This is a genomic window from Micromonospora sp. NPDC048909 (assembly GCF_040649635.1).
Lineage (GTDB): Bacteria > Actinomycetota > Actinomycetes > Mycobacteriales > Micromonosporaceae > Micromonospora.
Map to the genome: position 1 here is coordinate 97266 of NZ_JBEZFU010000007.1, position 20734 is coordinate 117999.

The 20734-nt window shown below is 70.5% G+C and carries 22 protein-coding genes and 2 pseudogenes; 15 read left to right on the top strand and 9 right to left on the bottom strand.

What is annotated here, in order from left to right:
• Window positions 1-37 precede the first annotated feature (37 nt).
• Window positions 38-379 (bottom strand): MmcQ/YjbR family DNA-binding protein, encoded by a 342-nt coding sequence (locus AB0C04_RS20355; protein ID WP_357056785.1) that lies wholly within the window; start codon window positions 377-379, stop codon window positions 38-40.
• A 341-nt stretch (window positions 380-720) separates the two neighbouring features.
• On the opposite strand from AB0C04_RS20355, the gene AB0C04_RS20360 reads away from it, so the two are divergent.
• From AB0C04_RS20360 to AB0C04_RS20375, 4 genes are all read left to right on the top strand, one after another.
• Window positions 721-1800 (top strand): hypothetical protein, encoded by a 1080-nt coding sequence (locus tag AB0C04_RS20360; RefSeq protein WP_357056788.1) that lies wholly within the window; start codon window positions 721-723, stop codon window positions 1798-1800.
• A 207-nt stretch (window positions 1801-2007) separates the two neighbouring features.
• The gene (locus tag AB0C04_RS20365; protein WP_357056790.1) at window positions 2008-2724 is read left to right on the top strand and encodes a hypothetical protein; all 717 of its coding nucleotides are present in this window, start codon (window positions 2008-2010) and stop codon (window positions 2722-2724) included.
• Between the two features lie 560 nt (window positions 2725-3284).
• Window positions 3285-3701, top strand: coding sequence for a YciI family protein (locus AB0C04_RS20370; RefSeq protein WP_357056792.1), 417 nt, complete (start codon window positions 3285-3287; stop codon window positions 3699-3701).
• Window positions 3701-4915 carry a sigma-70 family RNA polymerase sigma factor gene (locus AB0C04_RS20375; protein ID WP_357056795.1) on the top strand — a complete coding sequence of 405 codons (1215 nt, stop codon included), beginning with the start codon at window positions 3701-3703 and terminating at the stop codon, window positions 4913-4915. Before AB0C04_RS20370 ends, AB0C04_RS20375 begins: the two co-directional genes overlap by 1 nt.
• A 45-nt stretch (window positions 4916-4960) precedes the next feature.
• Here the strand turns inward: AB0C04_RS20375 and AB0C04_RS20380 are convergent, their stop codons facing one another.
• From AB0C04_RS20380 to AB0C04_RS20395, 4 genes are all read right to left on the bottom strand, one after another.
• Window positions 4961-5305 (bottom strand): hypothetical protein, encoded by a 345-nt coding sequence (locus tag AB0C04_RS20380; protein ID WP_357056799.1) that lies wholly within the window; start codon window positions 5303-5305, stop codon window positions 4961-4963.
• Window positions 5306-5380: 75 nt separating this feature from the next.
• On the bottom strand, window positions 5381-5899 hold the full coding sequence (locus AB0C04_RS20385) for an HAD domain-containing protein (RefSeq protein WP_357056802.1): 519 nt from the start codon (window positions 5897-5899) through the stop codon (window positions 5381-5383).
• 117 nt (window positions 5900-6016) lie between these two features.
• On the bottom strand, window positions 6017-7099 hold the full coding sequence (locus AB0C04_RS20390; RefSeq protein WP_357056805.1) for a questin oxidase family protein: 1083 nt from the start codon (window positions 7097-7099) through the stop codon (window positions 6017-6019).
• A 10-nt stretch (window positions 7100-7109) separates the two neighbouring features.
• Window positions 7110-7691, bottom strand: coding sequence for a dihydrofolate reductase family protein (locus AB0C04_RS20395; RefSeq protein ID WP_357056808.1), 582 nt, complete (start codon window positions 7689-7691; stop codon window positions 7110-7112).
• Window positions 7692-7795: 104 nt separating this feature from the next.
• Between AB0C04_RS20395 and AB0C04_RS20400 the strand changes: the two genes are divergently transcribed.
• Complete coding sequence (locus AB0C04_RS20400) at window positions 7796-8827, top strand: DUF5937 family protein (protein ID WP_357056811.1); 1032 nt, start codon at window positions 7796-7798, stop codon at window positions 8825-8827.
• A gap of 66 nt (window positions 8828-8893) precedes the next feature.
• Here the strand turns inward: AB0C04_RS20400 and AB0C04_RS20405 are convergent, their stop codons facing one another.
• Window positions 8894-9088: a DNA-binding protein gene (locus AB0C04_RS20405; protein ID WP_357056814.1), complete on the bottom strand. Its 195-nt coding sequence runs from the start codon at window positions 9086-9088 to the stop codon at window positions 8894-8896.
• A gap of 66 nt (window positions 9089-9154) precedes the next feature.
• On the opposite strand from AB0C04_RS20405, the gene AB0C04_RS20410 reads away from it, so the two are divergent.
• From AB0C04_RS20410 to AB0C04_RS20420, 3 genes are all read left to right on the top strand, one after another.
• Window positions 9155-9511, top strand: a complete 357-nt coding sequence (locus AB0C04_RS20410; protein ID WP_357056817.1) for a VOC family protein — start codon at window positions 9155-9157, stop codon at window positions 9509-9511.
• 129 nt (window positions 9512-9640) lie between these two features.
• The gene (locus AB0C04_RS20415) at window positions 9641-10123 is read left to right on the top strand and encodes a nitroreductase/quinone reductase family protein (RefSeq protein WP_357056820.1); all 483 of its coding nucleotides are present in this window, start codon (window positions 9641-9643) and stop codon (window positions 10121-10123) included.
• Window positions 10124-10194: 71 nt separating this feature from the next.
• Complete coding sequence (locus AB0C04_RS20420) at window positions 10195-10941, top strand: alpha/beta hydrolase (RefSeq protein WP_357056823.1); 747 nt, start codon at window positions 10195-10197, stop codon at window positions 10939-10941.
• 125 nt (window positions 10942-11066) lie between these two features.
• Here AB0C04_RS20420 and AB0C04_RS20425 read toward each other — a convergent pair whose 3' ends face one another.
• A complete protein-coding gene (locus AB0C04_RS20425; RefSeq protein ID WP_357056826.1) occupies window positions 11067-11903 on the bottom strand; it encodes an alpha/beta hydrolase in 837 nt (278 codons plus the stop codon).
• A 155-nt stretch (window positions 11904-12058) separates the two neighbouring features.
• Entirely contained in the window at window positions 12059-12718 is a 660-nt protein-coding gene (locus AB0C04_RS20430; protein ID WP_357056829.1) for a DUF4097 family beta strand repeat-containing protein, read from the bottom strand.
• 236 nt (window positions 12719-12954) lie between these two features.
• Here AB0C04_RS20430 and AB0C04_RS20435 point away from each other — a divergent pair.
• Both AB0C04_RS20435 and AB0C04_RS20440 read left to right on the top strand, forming a co-directional pair.
• A pseudogene (locus tag AB0C04_RS20435) lies at window positions 12955-13161 on the top strand (helix-turn-helix domain-containing protein); the annotation flags it as partial.
• A 114-nt stretch (window positions 13162-13275) separates the two neighbouring features.
• Window positions 13276-13710: pseudogene (locus AB0C04_RS20440) on the top strand (MarR family transcriptional regulator); the annotation flags it as partial.
• A gap of 93 nt (window positions 13711-13803) precedes the next feature.
• Here AB0C04_RS20440 and AB0C04_RS20445 read toward each other — a convergent pair.
• The gene (locus AB0C04_RS20445; protein WP_357056832.1) at window positions 13804-13947 is read right to left on the bottom strand and encodes a hypothetical protein; all 144 of its coding nucleotides are present in this window, start codon (window positions 13945-13947) and stop codon (window positions 13804-13806) included.
• A 150-nt stretch (window positions 13948-14097) separates the two neighbouring features.
• Between AB0C04_RS20445 and AB0C04_RS20450 the strand changes: the two genes are divergently transcribed.
• The 5 genes from AB0C04_RS20450 (at window position 14098) to AB0C04_RS20470 (ending at window position 20650) form a co-directional block, all read left to right on the top strand.
• Window positions 14098-15552 carry an alkaline phosphatase PhoX gene (locus AB0C04_RS20450; RefSeq protein ID WP_357056835.1) on the top strand — a complete coding sequence of 485 codons (1455 nt, stop codon included), beginning with the start codon at window positions 14098-14100 and terminating at the stop codon, window positions 15550-15552.
• 656 nt (window positions 15553-16208) lie between these two features.
• Window positions 16209-16685, top strand: coding sequence for a hypothetical protein (locus AB0C04_RS20455; protein ID WP_357056838.1), 477 nt, complete (start codon window positions 16209-16211; stop codon window positions 16683-16685).
• A 34-nt stretch (window positions 16686-16719) separates the two neighbouring features.
• Complete coding sequence (locus AB0C04_RS20460; protein ID WP_357056841.1) at window positions 16720-18537, top strand: glycoside hydrolase family 15 protein; 1818 nt, start codon at window positions 16720-16722, stop codon at window positions 18535-18537.
• 168 nt (window positions 18538-18705) lie between these two features.
• Entirely contained in the window at window positions 18706-19404 is a 699-nt protein-coding gene (locus AB0C04_RS20465) for a zinc-binding dehydrogenase (protein WP_357056844.1), read from the top strand.
• A gap of 172 nt (window positions 19405-19576) precedes the next feature.
• Entirely contained in the window at window positions 19577-20650 is a 1074-nt protein-coding gene (locus AB0C04_RS20470; RefSeq protein ID WP_357056847.1) for an LD-carboxypeptidase, read from the top strand.
• Window positions 20651-20734: the final 84 nt, after the last annotated feature.

A 20734-nucleotide genomic window follows, 5' to 3' on the forward strand; every position in this document is an offset into this window, starting at 1 on the left:
CCGTGATCCGTGCCAATCCCACGCCGCGGTCGGAGCGTCAGCGGCTGTCGTACTCGGCGACGAGGCGCTTCGGCGCCCGGTTGCGCCAGGCCTGCTCGATCAGTTCCTGCACACGCTTTTCGGTGACCTTGGCCAGGTCGACGCGGAGGCCGACGAAGATCCGGCCGTTCCGCCACACCTCCTCATAGACGTCCGGGCGGTCCGCGGCCGCCACCTTGGCCTCCGTCTGCCCGACACACACGATCGCGTGCGCGTCGCCCTTCTCCAGATGAACGAGGAGCTTGTCCGCGACCCGGAAGCCGGGCAGGCGAAAGTGCGGCTTTTCCACGACGTCAGGCAGCGCCATCGCATAGCCACGGATGTCAGCCAGTCCGATCATGGGCGGGACTCCTTATCGTGGTCTGAGCGGGCGCGCCCCCGGGTAGACGTTAGGCCACTTCTGCGTCGCCGCACCGTAGAGCACCTCGGCGACCCGCAGGGGAACCGTGCGTCGACGGCACGGGCTCCCCGGGCTCGTCCGCAGCGTGAAATCGAGCGCGCGGCGGCGCTCATCGGCATGGCCGCAAGCACCTCACCCGCTGGACCATCCGGCAGCTCTGTGTCGTACCAGGGCCGCCTGCGCCCCTACCTGAACGCATCGCGGCGGAGAGCCTCTTCGCGGGTATCACCACGCTCACCTTCCGGCCCGAGGAAGCAGCGCAGATCGGCGACGAGGGCGAGGTGAGCGTGAAGGTCACCAGCCGGGACCAGACATTCACCAGGACCTCGAAGGTGACCATCAGCGAGAAGGTCGCCCTGGAGGTTGGGCCGATCATCACCAAGAAGGCCAAGCCGGGCGACACCATCACGAACCCGCTCACGGTGCGAAACACCGGGGACAACGCGATCACCGGCGTGGATCTGTTCTTCTTCTACGAGGCCATGTTCACCGTGCCGAAGCGCTACGACAACTGCGAATACGGCAGCTTCGCCGCGTACTGCCACTTCGACGCGACGCTGGCTGCGGGGCAGGAGTACGTGCTCTCCGAGGAGTTGCCGCTCCAGTTGCGGCCACAGGTGCCGGCGCCGGGCGTTGCCGGTGCGAGCTTCACCTGGTCGACCCCGATCGACGGGCGCGACAACCTCGACATGGTCCGGGCCACCAAGCCGACCCGCGGCACGCAGGGCACCCTCCGCCTCGTCCGGAAGCCCGCGGGGCTGCGTGCCGAGGGCGCCCAGACCGAGGACTCGTTCTTCCTGGACACGCAGCACGTGATCGTCACCGTCGACGGCACCAACCGCTCCGACGTGAGCGCCGTCGGCGGGGAGGTCCGCGCCGCCGTGGGCGCCACGGCCACCGCGAAGGTCGGCGTCAAGAATCTCGGTCCCGCGTACGCCTCCGGTATCACCGAGCCGGCCGCGACCGTCGCCTTCACGCCGCCGGCGGGCACCACCGTGACGACGGTGCCCGCCGGCTGCACGAAGGCGGACACCGGCTACGTCTGCCGCACGGCCATCCACCCGCTCGCGGTGGACCAGGCCGTCACGTGGGGCTTCGGGCTGCGGGTCGACGCCGCCGGGAAACTCACCGGTACCGTCACGGCGAAGTCCTCGACCTCTGACGTGACGTCGGACAACGACGTGGCGAAGCTGGTCGTGAACCCGGCCGGCGGTGCGGGCGGCGGGGACGGGGACGGCCCGTCGCTGCCGATCACCGGCCAGTCCGGCATCCTGCTGGGCGGCGGCGCCGCCGCACTGCTGGCCGCAGGCGCCGCCCTGTTCGTGGTGGCGCGCCGTCGCCGTACCCGCTTCGTCGCCTGACACGATCGAATCAGCAGAACAGCCGCGAAGCCCTGGTCGGACCTCGATCCGACCAGGGCTTCGTGCTGTCAACGGGACGCGCCATGCCGGCAGCCGAGGTGTTCCGCTCCCAGGTCGGAGATCGCTCAGCCACCCCATCACCGTCGAGGTAGGCCCGACGCACTAGCATTGCCGCGGTCCGGGACGGCTCTGCTGAAACGAGGCGAAATGCGTTGGCTCCGGCGGTTGCTGGGCGGCGGCGGGCGGGTCCAGCTCGATGCGGGGCGGCAGCAGGCGCTGCTACGGGACGTCCAGCACCGGTACGGCGCACGTGCGCAGATCCGGTTCTCCGAGCAGGTCGAGGCCGTCACCGGGCTGCTGAACAGCGATGACGGCCTGATGGTGGCGGCCCAAATCGTCAGCCAGGTCGCCGACGAGGCCCACGCGGACCTGCAGGCCCAGGCCCACGAGATACACCGACGGACGGGCCGGCGACTCCTGGTGCACCGCCGGAACTACCGGCCGCTGTGGAAGGAGGCCGGCCCGGCCCTGCGGTGGCCATTGTTCGCGTTGCCGAGCGGCTTCCACCCGTACGCCCAGGTGCCGGCAGCGGTCGCGGTGATCGGCGGCCAGGCGTCCCGGCTCGACCGGGTGACCGATCCGAACCCGCTCGTGACCCGTATGTTCGAGGTGCTCGACCTCACCACCGCCGGCTGGGAGTACGGCCGGGTGCGGGTCGACACCGACGCCGCCGGCCTGGCCGATCGGCTGATCTCGAGCGCCGCGCAGGTCCTCGCGGCCATGGACGACCCGCCCCGGCTGCCACCCGCGGTCCGCGAGCTGATGCGCCGCAACAACACCCTCGCCGTGCACGATCCGGCCGGCCCTCGGGCCGTAGGGGTGATCAACCTGGGCGCGACGATGCGGGAACGTCTCCTGGCCTGAGGACACCGCGGCGAGGCCGGGGCGACGACCCGAACGGCGGCCCCGTGCGCGGAAGCGACCTGCACCTCGGATGTGTACCGGATCCATCTGGGCGGCCAGCCCGCTTCCGCGGTCTCTTGCGCCCGTTCTACAACGTTGTAATACGGCCGTTCCACGCCGACCACCAAGAGGTCGAACCGCTCCGCCGCATCCACCATTCGGCCTCCTGCCGGGCAGCCAGGTGAAGCGTTGAACAGTGGTCCCGACGTCCCGCCTGGCGTGCCGAGCATGGCAGACAGCACACCGGCCCGAACCTGGATCACCCGATGGTCATCCGTCAGCGAATGCTTTCCCAGTTCCGTGAGCGTTGCCTTCCAAAGCTGCGACGTTAAGCTTTTTGATCAGCATGGCGACCGCGCCAGCCATCGCTCACGGGCCGGTCTGACGGACGAAACGCGGGTCGGAGGGATCGGCTGCGTCGCGGCGAGAGATTTCTCCCGGACCCTGTCGATCCGCGGGCCGCCCGTTCGACGTGTGGCTGCGAGGGTCGAGCGGCGGCCCCGCCGGATGAGGAGAACGCGATGCCGAAGTACATGCTGATCATGCGGGGCACCGACGAGACGAACGCGGCCATGATGGCTTCGATCGACGAGGCGATGGCCGCGACCGGTCGGTTCATCGAGGAGATGATCAAGGCCGGTGTTCTCCTCGCGGCCGAAGGGCTGGACGATCCGGGCCGGGGCGTCGTGGTCGACTTCAGCGGCGAGGCCCCGGTGGTCACTGACGGGCCGTACGGAGAGACCAAGGAACTGTTCGGGGGCTACTTCCTGCTCGATGTCGCCTCGAAACAGGAGGCGGTCGAGTGGGCCAAGCGGGTGCCGGCGGTCCCCGGGTCCAAGATCGAGGTCCGCCGGGTGGCCGGGAGCGACGAGGTCCCGCAGGGCAACGAGCGGATCGTCAAGGAACGGGCCGGGCGCGAGACCAGCGGCCAGATCTGATGGGTACGGCCGAGGTCGAGGCCGTCTGGCGGATCGAGTCGGCGCGGATCGTCGCCGCGCTGACCCGGTTCACCGGCGATTTCGGGCTGGCCGAGGACGCGGCCCAGGAGGCGGTGGCCGAGGCGCTGGTGTCGTGGCCGCTCGCCTCTCCGGCCAATCCGGCCGGCTGGCTGATGGCCACGGCCCGACGGCGGGCGATCGACGCGATCCGCCGCCGGACCGCCCTCCAGGACCGATACGCCCTGCTGGCGGCCGACCCGGTGGTCGACGAAGAAATCGACCCCGACAAGATCGATGACGACGTGCTGGCGCTGATGTTCGTCAGCTGCCACCCGGTGCTCTCCCCCGAGGCCCGGGTGGCGCTGACCCTGCGCGTGGTCGGCGGCCTGTCCAGCGAGGAGATCGCCCGCGCGTTCCTCGTACCCGTGCCGACCGTGCAGGCCCGCATCACCCGGGCCAAGAAGACGATCGCGGCGGCCGGGGTGCCGTTCGAGCTGCCGCCGGCCGCCGAGCGCCGGGAGCGGCTGGGCGGCGTGCTCAGCGTCCTCTACGTGATCTTCACCGAGGGGTCGACGGCCACGTCGGGCGACCGGCTGCTGCGCCCCGACGTCGCGTACGAAGCGATCCGGCTGGCCCGCACGCTGGCCGCGCTGCAGCCGGACGAGCCGGAGGTGCACGGCCTGCTCGCGTTGTGCGAGCTGACGGCCGCGCGCTTCCCGGCGCGGACCGGCCCGGACGGCTCCCCGATCCTGCTCGAGGATCAGGACCGGCGGCGGTGGGACTTCTCGGCGATCCGCCGTGGGCTGGCCGCGCTGGCCAAGGCGTCGACTCGCGGCCTCGGCCCCTACGGCCTGCAGGCCGCGATCGCCGCCATCCACGCGTCGGCGCCCTCGGTCGAGGCGACCGACTGGGACCGGATCGTGGTGCTCTACGAGGCGCTCGGCCGGGTCGCGCCCTCGCCGGTGGTCGAGCTCAACCGGGCCGTCGCCGTGGCCATGGCCTCGGGTCCGGCGCAAGCCCTGGCCATGGTGGACGAGCTGATCGCCTTGGATCGGCTCCCCGGTTCGCATTTGGTTCCGACCGTACGCGGTGAGCTGCTGGCCCGGCTCGGACGGCGACCGGAAGCGCGCGCCGAGCTGGAGCTGGCGGCCCGGCTGTGCGCCAACCAGCGCGAACGCTCGGTGCTGCTGCGCAAGGCGGCCACGCTGAGCTGACTTCTCGGGCGTCGGTGGTGGGCCGGACGCCGCGCCCAGGCTGACCTACCGCAGCCAGCGCAGAGCGGCGTCGGCAGTGTCCTCGGGGCTGCTGTTGAAGGCGATCGCCGCGCCGGGAGCATGGCGCCGGACGAGGTTGACCACCTTCTCGAAGAACTCGAGCAACGGCTCATGCTTGCGGATGCCACCCCCGACCACCACACAGGCGTAGTCGTTCCGGGTCAACGCCTCGACGATCGTGCCCTCGGCGTTCTCGTCGAGTGCCACCAAGCACATGTCGGCCTCGATGCCATGATCGTCGAACCGAGCCTGACCGCGTGCGATCGCCGCCAGGACTGGCTCAGGATCCCAGCCCGGGATCCTGACGGGATCGAGACCGATCACCAGCACTCGTCCCAGTCTCATGCATCCTCCTCATCCGACAAGGCTTCATCAGAGCAGTCTGCGGCACGTGAGCTTGTGTGATCAGTCGCCGTCGCCCGACTCGAGCCATTCGCGTACTGCTGAGAAATCCGCGTCGGTCAGGCCGACGTATGGGTCGACACGCTGCAGCAGCGCCCGCCCCGGATGATGCGTTGCGATCCACCGCCGGTCAGTAACAGTTATCTCGTCATCAAGCCACACGAAGGGTCGTCCGGCCGCCCACCGCGTCAGGACGATGGTCTTCCAGTGCAGACCGTGCGGTGGATCGCCGTCGCCGTCCGGCCATTCGACGACGGGCAGATCCGGAAGCCCGAGTCGCGGCGAGATGACCTCGTTCGCCTCGATCATCCATGTCGTTGCCCAGGCCAGCTGGCATCCCAACGCCAACAGCCGGCGACCGTCGTCCGGGTCGAGCCTGTCAAGCAGAGGATTACCAGTTTCGTTCACTGGCTGAGCGACGCCGCCCAAGGCAGGCTCCCGGCCGGGGTGCCGGACTTTGAACGGAATCAACGTTCCATCCACATCGAGGAAGACCAAGGGAGGGTCAGTGAAGCCGGGCATCACCTCGAATCGTATCGGGCCCATCCAGGCTGAGTCAGATGGGGATCTCCGCCAGGTAGGGGATTCGCTGCCCGGCCGCCCGCGCCAAGGTCGTGAGCATTTGACCCTTCTGAGGTATCAGGGACGGTCGATCAGGTCGCCGACGCGCAGGGTCGCGGCCAGCAGTTCGGGGTCGCCAACGCGGTCGTACGACTCGACAGCCGTGTCGGCGAACTTCAGGACGTGCTCGTCGCCGTGCTCCGCCGCCCGCTGGAGCGCATCCTCGCGGGTCAGCTCGGGATAGCGCCGGACGATCTCCGCGCGCGGGGCCGGCCGGGCCGGGGCGTACGCCGCGATGACCGCCGCCACTGCCGCCCAGACCGCGGTCAGGCTCGGTAGCCACTGCTCGGGTGGCAGGACCGGGAGCACGTGCCGCACGGCGTTGGGCGCGGTGGCGGCGTGCACCAGCAGGACCGGCGAGCCGTGGCCGAGCCCGAGGTACGTCTTGACGGCGCTGTCGACGAGCGAGTCAAGCCGCGCTGGGACCTCCTCGGCGGAGGCGGCGGGTTCCAGCGCGCGCAGGCTCGCGGTCCAGCCCGGGCTGCGTTCGAGTCGTTCGAGCCGGTGGGCGATGAAGCCGCTCTGGTCCTTGAGCCGGGTGACGGCTGGCAGGGCCTGTCGCGGTGTTAGGGTGCCCGCCGGCGGAACCACCCCGGCCAGTTCGCGGTAGCGCGCCGCCCAGAACGCCAGCCCGTGGGCCAGTTCGTCGAGGGTCTGCTGGGCCGGGGCCTGAACGCTGCCGCGCAGCGTACGCACCGCGTGACTGACCCGGATCACACCGTGGGTCGAGCCGGCCACGATTCCCGGGAGCAGCCGCGGCCACCACTCGACGAGCACCTCCGACCACGGCCGCTCGGTCAGCTCGTGCCGGAAGTATGCGGCCCAGTCGGGCAGCCGTCGCGCCTGGCCCAGCGCCGCGCCCCATTCGCCGGGTCGGATGGCCGCGCTCGTGCCCGGCAGCCCCGCCAAACGGCGTACGTAGCGGTCGAGCCAGCCCTCGACGTCGATGTCGAGTCCCCGCCGGACCATGACCTCCACGGCCATCGGGCCGTGGTTGGTCATCCCGTGGTTACCCTCCTCGTCGCCGCCGAACTCTGGCCCGTACGCATGCAGCCGTTCGTACGCTGCGGGTAGGGCCTCCGTCATCGGTCCGCGGGGCATGGCGACCACCTCAGTGGGCGACGTCGTAGACGAGCTTGGTGATGCCGTTGGCGTACGTCTCGGACTCGACCAGCTTCAGCATCTGCTTCTCCTTGTCGGTGTCGCTGAACATCCGCTTGCCGGCACCGAGCAGCACCGGGTAGAGCAGCAGGTGGTAGCGGTCGATCAGGCCGGCGTCGGCGAGGTTGCGGGCGAGGGTTGCGCTGCCGTGAATGAAGATCGGGCCGCCGTCGGTCTCCTTGAGCTTCGCGACGTCCTCGAGGGAACGCAGGATCGTGATGTCACCCCAGTTGTCGACGAGGGCGTCCTCGCCGAGGGTGGTCGAGACGACGTACTTCGGCAGCTCCTTGAGGGCGGCGAATTCCTCCATGTCCGGCCACAACGGCGAGAACGCCTCGTAGCTGGTCCGGCCGAACATCAGCGCGGTGGCCTCCTCGGTCTCCCGACCCTTGATCTCGTACGCCTCGGGCCGGAACTCGATGTCCTTGAAGGTCCAGCCGCCGCTGCGGTGGTCCTCGGATCGGCTACCGCCGCCGGGAGAGTCGACGACGCCGTCCAGCGAGACGAAGGCGGTGTAGATCAACGTACGCATCTTTGATGTCCCATCCGTGTGGTCCAAGTGGATGTCCTCAGTCTTCGGTGGTGTCGTCCGGACGGCCACGATTAGGCTCAGACCTAATCGGAAGGAGCGGCTGCGTGATCCACCTGCACTTCACGGCGGCCGACCTGACCCGCGTACGCTTCGCCGCCTCGCCGCTCACGGAGACCGTCGCCAGCCTTCGTGCGCTCGCCGCCGGCGGGCAGGGCCGGCACCTGCACCGGCCCTGGATCGACAGGTTCGCCGAGCGATCGGGCCGGCTGCGCAAGCGCGACCTCGAGCTACTGCGGGCGCTGGTGCGTCCGGAGGGCTACATCCCCGATTTCCTGGTGCCGCCGCCGGATCGCCGGTCCTCGACCTTCGCGGACGCGCTCACGCGGATCGCCGACGCCGATCCGGAGGTCGTGGCGCAGGAGTTGGCGCACCTGGCGGGCCACCGGGTCGCCCAGCAGGGGTCCGGCCGCGAAGGGCGGCAAGCCCTGCTCCAGGCGCTGCTGCAGCGGCCCGACGCGGGCATCGGGCCCGTCACCGAGGCACTCGAGGCGTACCACCGGGTCGCGATCGCCCCGGACTGGCCGCGGATCGACGCGTTGCTCAACGACGACATCGCCTACCGGCTCGATGCCCTCGCCGACGGCGGCGTCGACCGGATGATGAGCAACCTGCACCCGTCGGTCCTGTTCGCCGGCCAGACGCTGACGATCGTCAAGTACTACGAGGGGCACGCCGACTGCGGCGGGCGCGGCCTGCTCCTCGTGCCGTGCGCCTTCGCCTGGCCGGACGTCCTGGTGCGGACCGCGCAGCCGGACTCCCCCAGCGTCTCCTACTCCCCGCGGGGCCTCGGCCGGCTCTGGGAGGAGCAGGAGCACCCCGCGCAGACCGGCTCGGCGCTCGCCGGCGTCCTCGGGCAGACCCGGGCCGCCCTGCTGGCCCAGCTGGACCTGCCGATGTCGACCAGCCAGGCCGCCACCCAGATGGCGCTCTCCGCGCCGACGCTCAGCGTGCATCTCCAGGCGCTGCGCGCCGCCGGGCTGCTCGCCTCGCGCCGGGCCGGCCGGCAGGTGCTCTACTCGCGGACCGAACTCGGCGACCGACTGCTCAGCGGGGCAGGCCGGCAGGCCGACTCCTGACCTCCTGGGTACGCCGAAACCCGATGAGCGGCGGGCGAGCCGCCACTGTGCTTGGGCGTGCGAATCTCAGCCGAGGCTGAGGCCGTGCTGCTCAAGGGCGGCCTGGAGGATCCCGAGCGCTTTCGGTCCCATGCCGTGCAGTCCAGCGAGGTCCGATCGGGGAATGCCCGCGAGCTGCCGCAGGGTGGTGTATCCGGCGGCGTGCAGGGCTCGAGTCGCCGGCGCACCGATCTTCGGAAGCGCGTCCAGGGACGAGGCCATCTACCGATGCTAACCCGCTGGCTCCGCGATCCGACCCAACCACCGGAGCACTGTCAGGATCAGTACATGGCGAACGTCTGGTCCGGTGTGACGATCGATTGCCTTGAGCCCGAGCGGGTAGCCCGATTCTGGAGCGGCCTGCTCGGCCGCGAGCCCGGGCCGTCGCAGGAGGGTTGGGTCTACCTGGGCGAGCGGGGTGACGCTCAGCCGCGGCTGGTGTTCCAGCCAGTGCCGGAGCCTCAAACAGGTAAGGTGCGCATCCACCTCGACGTCTCCGTCGACGACATCGACGAGGCCATGACGCTGGTCATCGATCTCGGTGGCAGGTTCACCGGTGAACGGCACGACTATGCCGAGGGCGTGGTCGTCATCATGGCCGATCCGGAGGACCACGAGTTCTGCCTCGTGAAGTACTACAGCTGACGGGTGCGTACAGACTGCGCGCTCATCGGCCAGACTTCCGGTACGGCGCGGGGGACGCGAAGCGCACCAGGGGGTTCCAGCGGCTGGCACCCTGTTCGTACCATCGCCTGGTAGGTGTGGGAGGTCGTCATGTCGGACGAAAATCGGGCGGAAAAGCCGAAGCTTCCGCCGCGCTGGTTCATCCGGTCGGCCTGGTGGGTGCACCGGCGCCTGTACCGGGTCTCCGGCGGCCGGGTCGGACTCTGGCGGCCCCGCGCCGACCGCTGGGGCACCCTGCGGCTGACCACCACCGGGCGCCGCAGCGGCCAGCAGCGCAGCGTCATCATCGCGTACCTGGACGACGGGCCGAATCTGTTCACCCTGGCCATGAATGGCTGGGGCGAGGGTGAGCCGGCCTGGTGGCTCAACCTGCAGACGCATCCGGATGCGACCGTCGACATGGTCGGCGGGCAGCGGCTGGTACGTGGACGCGCCGCAACAGGCGACGAGCGGTCGCGGCTGTGGGCCCGCTGGCGCGAGATCGACACGAACCTCGACGCCTTCGCGGCGCTGCGGTCGTCCGAGACCGCGGTGGTGGTCCTGGAGCCCCGGAAACGAGATGCCGCACCGTGAGCCTGCCCGAGGTGTCGGAACTGCGCGAAGGCTCACGTCGGCGAGCCGCAGACCGACCCCGAGGGCCCGTGATGACCCACGTGGAAGATCTCGCCGGTCCGAACGGGCTCCTGTTACGCCACTACCGGCCCTGCGAGCAGGCGCGGCCGCTGATGGTGTTCGCACACGGCGGCGCCTTCGTCCTCGGTGACCTGGACACCCATGACCGGACCTGCCGCCGTATCGCCGATGCCTGCGATGTCGAGGTGCTGGCCGTGGACTACCGGCGCTCGCCCGAGTATCGCCACCCCATCGCCATCGAGGATGTGGCGGCGGTGCTGCGCTGGGCCCGGCCCTTCGCGGTGGCCGGAGACAGCGCGGGCGGCTACCTGGCCACCATGGCCTGCCTGCGGCTACGAGACGCGGGTGATGTCCTGCCCGCCGTCCAGGTCCTGATCTGCCCCAACACCGACCTGACGCTCTCGCAGCCCAGCATCGCGGAGAAGGGGTCCGGCTACACGCTGGACGCCGACTTCCTGACCTGGGCGATCTCGCAGTGGACACCCGATCCCGCCGACCGGACGCTCGGCAGCCCGCTGCTGGTGGCGGACCTGCGCGGCATGCCGGACGCCCTCATCGTGACCGCCGAACACGACGCGTTGCGCGATGAGGGCAACGCCTATGGGCAGCGACTGGCGCACGCCGGGGTACGTGTGATCCACCGGGAGGAGCCCGGACTGGCGCACGGCTTCATCCAGGACATGGATTTGACCTCCCCAGCGGCGGCCGCCGCTCACGACCGACTTTTCGACGACATCAAAACCCTGATCCACCGATGAAACCCGATCTCGACGGGCTCGACCGCTACAGCTTCACCGCGTCCGGCTCGCGCCAAGGGCTGCTGCCCTGACGCGACCCGGACGCGGTTGAGCTGGACGATGGTGGCGAGGATGTCTGGTTGTCGTCAGTCCGCTGGTCGTGTCTTCCGCGCCGCCTCGCGGTCGAGGGCGGCGACCTCTCGTACGGCCTCGGCGATGGCCGCGAAGCCCTTGCGCAGGATCGCACCGTGGTTGCTGGCGAGCTTCGCGCTGATCTTGATGTTGGGGTTGCGGGCGGTCACCGTGTCGAGGCTGGCGCGTATCCGTTCCTGCTCATCACCGCGGCTTCCGAACGACGTCCCCGAAGCGACCACATACCGCACCGGGACGGTGATGTTGTCCAGCACGGGTCCCAGCTCGCGCTCGCGGGAGATCACGCCGATCTCGATGTTGCTGTTCGCCTGCTGTTCGGCGGTCATCCGCGGGGTCAGGCCCGTCGGACGCAGCAGCGGCAGGAACCAGCCCAACCGCCGGAACAGCTTCCGGATCCGCTGCTCCATCGCCTCGTCGAGCCAGTCGTGCGGGAACGCGCCGTCGACCAGGACCGCGCCCACGGTACGGTCCGGATTGCGGCTCGCCCAGTGTGACGCGACGAACGCTCCGTAGGACCAGCCCACCAGCAGCGCCCGGTCCACGCCCCGGGCCGCGAGAACGGCATCGACATCCCGGACGGCGGCCTCGAAGGAGTAGTCCGCCGAACGCTTCGACTTGCCGCGAGCCCGCTCGTCGTAAGTGATGTGCCGCCACCCCGTCCCCAGCTCGGCGATGACCCGCCGCCAGTACCCCTGGGTGGCGAACTGGCCGTTGAGGTAGACCACCGGGATACCGGGACCGCCGGTGTCGGTGACGGCCAGGGCCGTGTCGTCGACCGGCACCATGCCGGTCCACTTCGAACTGGTCGAGGAAGTGCTGTTCTTCGTCATTTTCTCCACCTGGTCGGGTTGGGCGGTCTGGTACGACTTCTCCGGGCCCTGCACGTGGATCGCAGGGCCATCGGGACGGACGGCCGCGTCGTCGGTGACGACCGACTGGATCTCGATCGCGGTGGGCCCGGCCCGATGGTCCTGGTCCTGCCTCGTCAGAGGCTGCGGGCGCTGATGTCGCCGTGGGAGGTGGTGGCGCGGATGTCGAGTTCAGCGGTGCCATCGTTCTTGAGGGCGTTGCTGACGCGGCCGTAGCCGGTGCCGGCGTCCAGGGCGGCCGAGACACCGGCGGCGGCGACGATCGAGATGTCGCCGGACTGGGTGCTGAGCACGACCGTGCCGCGCACTGCCTCGGTGATCCGGATGTCGCCCCTCGTGGTGCTGATCTCCGCCGGGCCGTTGAGCCGGCCGACCTCGACGTCGCCGTCGATCGCCGTGAGGTGGACGCTCGCCGCCTCGTCGATCTTGATCTGGCGGTACGCGCCCTCGAACGTGACGTCGCCAAGGCGGCCGACGCCGCGGAGCTCGGAGGCGGCGGTCTTGGCCTCGACGCGGGAGCCGGCGGGCAGCTGGACGGTGACCTCCAGGGATCCGGAGGGGCCGAAGAGCTGGTTCTGGGGGGTACGGATCCGCAGCACGCCGTCGGCGTAGGCAACGGTGGTCTGCTCGGCGGTCTTGACGTCGCGGCTCTTGCCGGGGTTGGCGGGCAGGACCTCGACGGTGGTGTCGGCCCGGTCGGCGGCGATGAACTGGATGCGTCCGGCGGGGATGTCCAGGACGGCGGAGATCGGGGCGGGGGTGGCGAAGTTCTGCATCGTGCTCTCCCGTGCTCGTTCGTTGTTTCTGATACCGGAAAAGCTACGTTGCTTTCCAAAAGCTGGCAACAACTTCGTTGCGCTGGTTCGGCATTCCAGCAGGTCACGGTGCAGAAACTGTTGCAACCGGTCTAGACGCAACGCAACGCCGACCGTCTGAGCGTTGCAATAGCCGAGAGGTGAACGCTATAGTCGGAGGGTCAGGGACCACCAGAAGGATCACCAAGGAGATCGCGATGCCGGGAGGCAGACTCACCCAGCAGGAACGCCAGCAGATCGCGCTGGGGCTGGCCGACAGCCTCCCCTACGCCGAGATCGCCCGACGCCTCGACCGTCCGACCTCGACGATCACCCGTGAGGTCATGCGCAACGGTGGCCCCACCGCCTACCGCGCCGACCTGGCCCACCGCGCCACCGAGCGTCGCGCTCACCGGCGCCGGCCCGCCTCGTCCCGAGGTCCGGAGTCCCTCCCCCAGCCGCACGGACGCAACGCCGAGGCCGTGGCCGAGTACGAGGAGACGCTCACGACCGTCCTGATGGCTTCGGGCCTGACCAAGATGACAGCCCGGGTGCTGACCTGCCTGTTCACCACCGACGCGGGCAGCCTCACCGCGTCTCAACTCGCCCAGCGCCTCCAGGTCAGCCCGGCGTCCATCTCCAAAGCGATCGCCTTCCTGGAGGGCCAGAGCCTCGTCCGCCGTGAACGCGACGAACGCCGCCGCGACCGCTACGTCGTCGACGACGAACTCTTCTACCAGGCGACGATCGCCAGCGCCCGATCCAACGACCAGCTCGTCGAAACCGCGCGCCGAGGCGTCGCCGTCCTCGGCCCGCACACCCCCGCCGCGACCCGCCTGGAGAACATCGCTCGCTTCCTCGACTTCATCAGCGAAAGCATCACCCGCGCCGCCGAACAGGCCCGCGACGTCCTCCACACCAGACCCGCAGCGGCCTCAAACGACACCACCCAACCGAGCGCAGACCACGGATAGGCAATCCGCAACGGCACCCCGCTCGAAGGGACGCCGCGGCCGGACGGCCGCCCGACCCCGTGGCTCGAGCGAGCGTCCGGCAGTGGCGCCGTGTCACTCGCGGTCGTCGACGCTGAGCTGAGCCAGTTGCGGCGGCTCGAACTGACCCTCGACCACGACGCCGCTGCCGGCGAGGCGGACCCGCTCGACCACGAACGGCTGCCCGCCCGTCAGGTCCGTCAGCTCCTGCCAGTCCACGCACGGCTCCCCTCACCCTCGACCACATGCCCGCCATTGACTCTTCACTTGGATGTCACCGATCGATCCCATGAGTGACGCGTCGGTTTCTGACCGCAGGAGTTGGCTGTCAGACACCGTCACACTTGTCCTGACCAGGAGCTGATCCACGTGCCTTCCTCTCGTCGTACCTTCCTCGCCGGCGGTGCCGCCGCCGGCGTGGGGCTTGCCGTCGCCGGCGGCTTCCCGTCCCTGGCCCAGGCCCACCCGAGCCGGCCCCGCCCGCCGGCCGGGGCCGGCCACGTGCCCTTCCCGCCGCTCGTGGACGACCCCAAGGGCGTCCTGGCCCTGCCCGAGGGCTTCAGCTACACGGTGGTGACCCGGGCCGGCGTCACCCGTCTCGACCGCGGCCAGGGCGTGACCCCGGCCGACCACGACGGCATGGCCGTCTACGACGCCGGCCACGGCCGCTACACCCTGATCCAGAACCACGAGATCGACCCCGGCGCCGAATTCGGCGTACCGCACGTCAAGGGCACCGTCTACGACCCGGGTGCCGTCGACGCCGGCGGCTGCACCGTGATCCGGACCGACCGCGCTGGTCGCAACCTCGGTGAGTTCGTCGCCCTCTCCGGCACCGTCGGCAACTGTGCGGGCGGTCCCACCCCCTGGGGCACGTGGCTGACCTGCGAGGAGACCGAGGACCGGGCCGGGGACGACTGGGCGGAGGACGGCCGGTCCGGCGTCTTCCAGAAGGACCACGGGTACGTCTTCGAGGTCTGGGCCGACGGCAGCGCGGACCCGAGGCCGATCAAGTGCCTGGGCCGCTACGCCCACGAGGCCCTGGCGATCGACAAGGACCGCACCAAGGTCTACCTCTCCGAGGACGCCGACGGACCCAACGGCCTCTTCTACCGCTGGACCGCACCCCGCGGCGTCAAGCTCGGTCCCGGCGTGCTGACCCGCCTCGCTCCGGACGCCGGCGTCCTCGCCGCGATGCAGATCATCATGGACGACGGCTCGGTGCTGCCGGACGTCGCCTACCTGACCTCCGCTCAGCTGGGCCGCCCCTTCCCCGTCCGGTGGATCGAGGTGCCTGAGCGCGACGCGCGGACCACGGCTGTGCGCGAGCAGTTCGCCGATGGCCAGGTCACTCGAGGACGCAAGTTCGAGGGCGTGTGGGGCACCGACGAGGGCGTCTACGTGGTCAACTCCTACGCGTGGGACGACGGTGACCTCCCGGCGGACGCGGCTCCGCACGACGGCATGGTCTGGTTCTACGACTACCGGGCCCAGACCATCCAGCTGGTGACGTACTTCCCGCACCAGACCGCGTCGGAGGAGGGTACGCCGGTGAAGTACAACGACCTCACCTTCGACGGCCCGGACAACGTGACCGTCACCCCGTGGGGAAGCCTCGTGCTCGCCGAGGACGGCTCGGGCGCCTCCCACGTGCTGAGCGCGTTCCCGGGCGGCCCCACCTACGCGATCGCCCGCAACCAGCTCAACGACTCAGAGTTCTGCGGGCCGACCTTCAGCGCCGACGGCAAGGTGCTCTTCGTCAACATGCAGGACCCCGGCCTCACCCTGGCCATCACCGGCCCGTGGGAGAAGTACCTGGGCTGACAGCCAGATCCGACCGGTGGGGGTCGGGCGATCCGCCTGGCCCCCACCGCGTCTGCGACGCCCACGGCCGCGTCACCTGGCCGGACCGACCGGGCATCACGCCCGATCCTCAGCCGAGCACATCAACATTTGAACGACGGACATGAAACTTCTCTCTCGACGTCAGATCAACCGGCGACCCGGCTGGCCCTAGCTGCTGGCCACGGTGACCATGCCGCCGCAGCGGCACTCATTCGCGTCACCCACCTCGCGGGACCGGACGAGGCCGACGACCTCAACGGCCCCATCGGCACCGTCCGCTCCCGGGTCACCCGCGCCCGCAACGACCTCATCGCCGCCATGACCGGCACCGATGCCACCAACCGCCGGGGCCGCCGCTCCAGCTGATGCCTGCAGAAGGCAGCCGACTCCCCCACCCGGTCGGCGATCATCCGCTTGGTGGGCGTCGTCCCAGCGCCGGTTGTATGTCGGCGAGCAGGCCGCATCTCACAGCCCCAGGGCTTAGGGTGAAAAACCGGCGCGGCCACTGTCGTCGAGGTACGACGAGGGCGTCCCGATCAGGGCCGCCAGCCTTCATGTTTTTCAGGCGAAGGACGGACCGATGACCGAGCGAACATCACCGACTGACAACGCGCGCGGCGTCCACCACTGTTGAGATGGACTGGGCCGGATGGGCATTGTTCGGGTTGGTCGCCACCGCGGCGCTCACCGCGGCGCTGATCACTGCTCAACTGGCCGGCCTCACTCGCCTCGACTTTGCCCTGGTGCTCGGGACCCTCGTCACCGAGGATCCCGATCGGGCCCGGGTCGTCGGGTTCTTCATTCACCTCTGCGCCGGTCAGGGTTTCGCCCTCGGCTACGCGGCCACGTTTGCTCTGCTGAACCGCGCCACCTGGTGGACCGGGGCACTGCTCGGGACCGTCCACGTCGGGATCGCGCTGACGGTGCTTCTGCCGCTGCTTCCGGGTGTCCACCCGCGCATGGCCTCCCAGCGGGCGGGCCTGGCCAGCACCGCCGTGCTGGAGCCGCCCGGCCTGTTCGCCGTCAACTACGGCATCCAGACCCCCGCAGTCGTGGCTGTCGTCCACGTCATCTACGGGGTGGTCCTCGGAATGCTCCTTCAAGCCCGTTGACCCGCGTCCCACGACCCGTCAGAAAGCGATCTCCATGACCGGTGGGTCCGACACGACGTGTCCCCGGCCTCCAGCGCCGATCAGCGACTACGGGCTGCTGGGTGACACCCGCACCGCTGCCCTCGTGGCAAGTGACGGCGGGATCGACTGGCTCTGCGTGCCCCGCTTCGACGGCGAGCCCCTGTTCGGCCGGCTGATCGGGGGCCCTGACGCGGGAACGTTCCGGGTCGGCCCGGCCCGACCGGCCGCGGTCGTCGAACGGCGCTACCGGCAGTACACCGCCACTCTGGAGACGACATGGGCGGTGGGCAGCGGCCGGCTCACCCTCACCGAGGCCATGGTGGCCGAGGTCAGCGGCCGCCTGCTGCCCACGACCCTGATCGTGCGGCGGCTGTCGACCGAGGATGCGGAGGCGGACGCCGTCGTCGAGTTCGATCCCCGCCTCGGCGTACGGCACCGCCGGCCCCGGGTCCACCAACGGCGCCGGGCCTTGGTGTGTCAGTGGGGGTCGCTCGCGGTCTCTCTGGGCAGCGCACCCGATCTCGCCATCGAGCCAGGTCGGCCCGCCCTGGTCAGGGTCAGGCCGGGCCGGCCGGTCACCCTCGTGCTGGCCGTGGCCTACCGCGAACCGCTGATCCACGTCGATCCGGCGTGGGCCTGGGACCTGCTCACCGAGGACGAGGACCGCTGGCGGGCCTGGACCGCCGAGATCGACGAGTCACTGCCGTTCCGGGAACACGTCGTACGAAGCCTGCTGACGCTGCGGCTGCTGACCTACTCGCCGTCGCGGGCCCCGGTGGCCGCACCCACGACGTCTCTGCCCGAAGATCCCGGCGGGGTACGGAACTGGGACTACCGCTATGTCTGGCCTCGCGACGCCAGCATCGGCGTCAGCGCGTTCCTCAGTGTCGGCAAACCCGACGAGGCCCGCGGCTTCCTCGCCTGGCTGCTGCACGCCAGCCGGCTGCAGCGGCCACGCCTGCCGGCACTGCTCACCCTGCACGGCCGCCACGTACCAGCGGAACGGGAACTGCCCGGCTGGCCCGGCTATCTCGGCAGCGTCCCGGTACGGATCGGCAATGCGGCCGCCGGGCAACACCAACTCGACGGTTACGGCTGGGTGATCGACGCCGCCTGGGCGTTCGTGCAGGCTGGGCAGGGCCTCTACAGCGAGACGTGGCGGGCGGTGCGCGGTTTCGCCGACGTGGTCGCCCGTTGCTGGCAGGAGCCCGACGCCGGCATCTGGGAGGTCCGCCAACCTGCCCAACACGTACATTCGAAGCTCATGGGCTGGCTCGCTCTGGACCGGGCCCTGCGCATCGCCGACACTCACCGCCTGCCAGACCGCCAACGTCGACGCTGGCGGGACGCACGAGACGCCATCGCCGCCGAGGTCCGGGCATCCGGCTTCGACCCGACGGCGGCCAGCTACGTCCGCACCTACGGCTCGGCGGACCTGGACGCGGCCTTGCTCGTCCTGCCGCTGCTGGACATGGAGAGCGCCGAGTCGCCCCGGGTGCGGGGCACCGTCGACGCCGTTCGGGACAGGCTTTCCGCCGGCACCTCGCTGCTCTACCGCTATCCGCCGGGACGTGACGGCCTCCCGGGGGCCGAAGGCGCGTTTCTGCCCTGCTCGTTCTGGCTGGTTCAAGCCCTCGCCCGCACCGGGCGCCGCGTCGAGGCGGTCGAGATGTTCCAGAGCATGCTCGGCCACGCGAGCCCACTCGGCCTCTACGCCGAAGAGCTGGACCCCGCGACCGGTGCCCAGGTCGGCAACTACCCCCAGACGCTGACCCACGCCGCGCTCGTCCAAGCCGCACTCGCCATTCGGGACGCCCCCGCCGACCAGTGAAGCCGTGGCGGCTCGTGCGGAGGCGCGTGGGACACGGCTCGGCCCTCCAGCCGCTCCATCGCGTGGATAGCGTCGCGCTGTTCCTCGGCGGTCATCTCGCCGACGGTGACCTGTTCCAGGTCCGTCCAGATCTGCTCCACCTGACTGCGCAGGGCGAGGCTGGCCGGCGTGGGTTCGACCCGGGTAGCCCTGCGGTCATCGGGATCCGGCACCCGGCGTCCCGCCGGGGTCAACCCGATCGACGGCAAGATCCGCAGCGGTGCGATGGAGGCGATCTTCCCGACCCCGCTGCCCGCAGTGCTCGGGGTCGACGTGGCGCTGCCGGTCGCCGCGGAGACCGCGACCCGCGCCCTCAACCTGCTCCGGATCGGCGCCGGGGACACCCTGCTGATCCACGGCGCGAGCGGCGGGGTCGGCCAACTCGCTGTTCAGCTCGCGGCCGACCGCGGCGCCACCGTGATCGGCACGGCCAGCGAGGCGAACCAGGATCGAGTCCGTGACCTCGGCGCCACCCCGACCACCTACGGCCGGGGACCGGTCGACCGGGTACGGGCCCTCGCTCCCGACGGCGTTGACGCCGTACTGGATGTGGCCGGTAAGGGCGCGCTGCCCGCTTCCATCGAACTGCGCGGCGGCACCGACCGCATCGTCACCATCGCCGACGGCGCAGCTCAGCAGCTCGGCGTCGTCTTCACCGCCGGCCCGGAGCAGCGATCCGCAGCCAACCTCGCAGCGGCCGTCGACCGGCTCGTCCGCGGGGAACTGACCGCCACCGTCGCCGCCGTCTTCCCGTTCGCAGAGGCTGCGGCGGCGCATCGGCTCAGCGACGGCGGTCACGCCGGCGGCAAGGTGGTGCTGGTTCCCTGAGCCCACGCCAAGCCGCGCCAGCCTCGGCGGCCGTGTTCGGACCCTGGACCGAGGTCCGACCACGGCCCGGAAGCGCCCTCGCCAAGAAACACAGACGATCAGTAGCATCGATGTCTCACCTGACGGGTCGCCGGCCCGGATCGCCGGTCCCGGCACGATGGAGAGGACGCCGATGCGAAATTCTGACGAGGGCGTAGCCACGACGGGGCCTGGCGCCGCGGCCCTGTCCCGGCGGCGCGTGCTGCACGCCGGGGCAGCAGCGGCGGCCGGTGGCGCGCTGCTGGTCGGCACCGCCGGGACGGCTCAGGCGGCGCCGCGCGGGCGTACTCCGGTCCGGGCCCGCGCCCTGGTCCCCGGTGATCGGGTTCGGGTGGTGTCGCCGGGCGGCACCCCGAACCCCGCCCTGATGGACCGTGGCATCGAGATCCTCCGTGGCTGGGGGCTGGAGGTGGAGTTGGGCCAGCACGTCTTCACCCGGTACGGCTACCTGGCCGGCACCGACGCCCAGCGGCTGGCCGACATGAACGCCGCGTTCGGCGACCCTGGTGTGCGGGCCGTCTTCGCCGCCCGAGGCGGGTACGGCACCCAGCGGATCGTGGACCAGGTGAACGTATCCGCCCTGCGTCGCGACCCGAAAGTGGTGGTCGGATTCAGCGACATCACCAGCATCCATGGTCGACTGTGGCGCGAGATCGGCCTGGTCAGCTTCTACGGCCCGATGGTCAACTGGACGGACAGCCGGACCGGTCCGGAGTCCGCCGAGGCGCTGCGCCGGTCGGTCATGACCACCGCGCCGATCACCATCAACCGGGATCCGACCGAAACCGCCGCCTCGGTCATGGTGCCGGGTCGGGCGACCGGCCGGCTGCTCGGCGGGTGTCTGACCCTGATCTCGACCTCACTGGGCGCCAAGGACGTTCCGGACTTCGACGACGCCATCCTGTTCTTCGAGGACGTGGACGAGGCGCCGTACAGCTACGACCGGATGTTGACCGAGCTGCGCCGGGTGGGCGTACTGGGCCGGGTTGCCGGGGTGGTGATCGGCCAGATCACCAACAGCGTCGGCCAGCCCGGCGAGTGGGACGCGGCAGCCGTACTCAAGGACCGCCTCTACGACCTCGGCGTCCCGGTGCTCGGCGGGCTCCGCCTCGGACACGGCAACGGCCAGCTCACCGTCCCGCTCGGCGCCCGGGCCACGATCGACGCCGAGGCCGGGACGCTGACCGTGGAGGCTGGCGTCCGGTAGCCAGCCCCCGGAACGTGACGCGGCAGCGCGGCGGCTCCGCCGGCGGGAGGGCAACGCGCGACACGTACGCACGGGGACACCTCG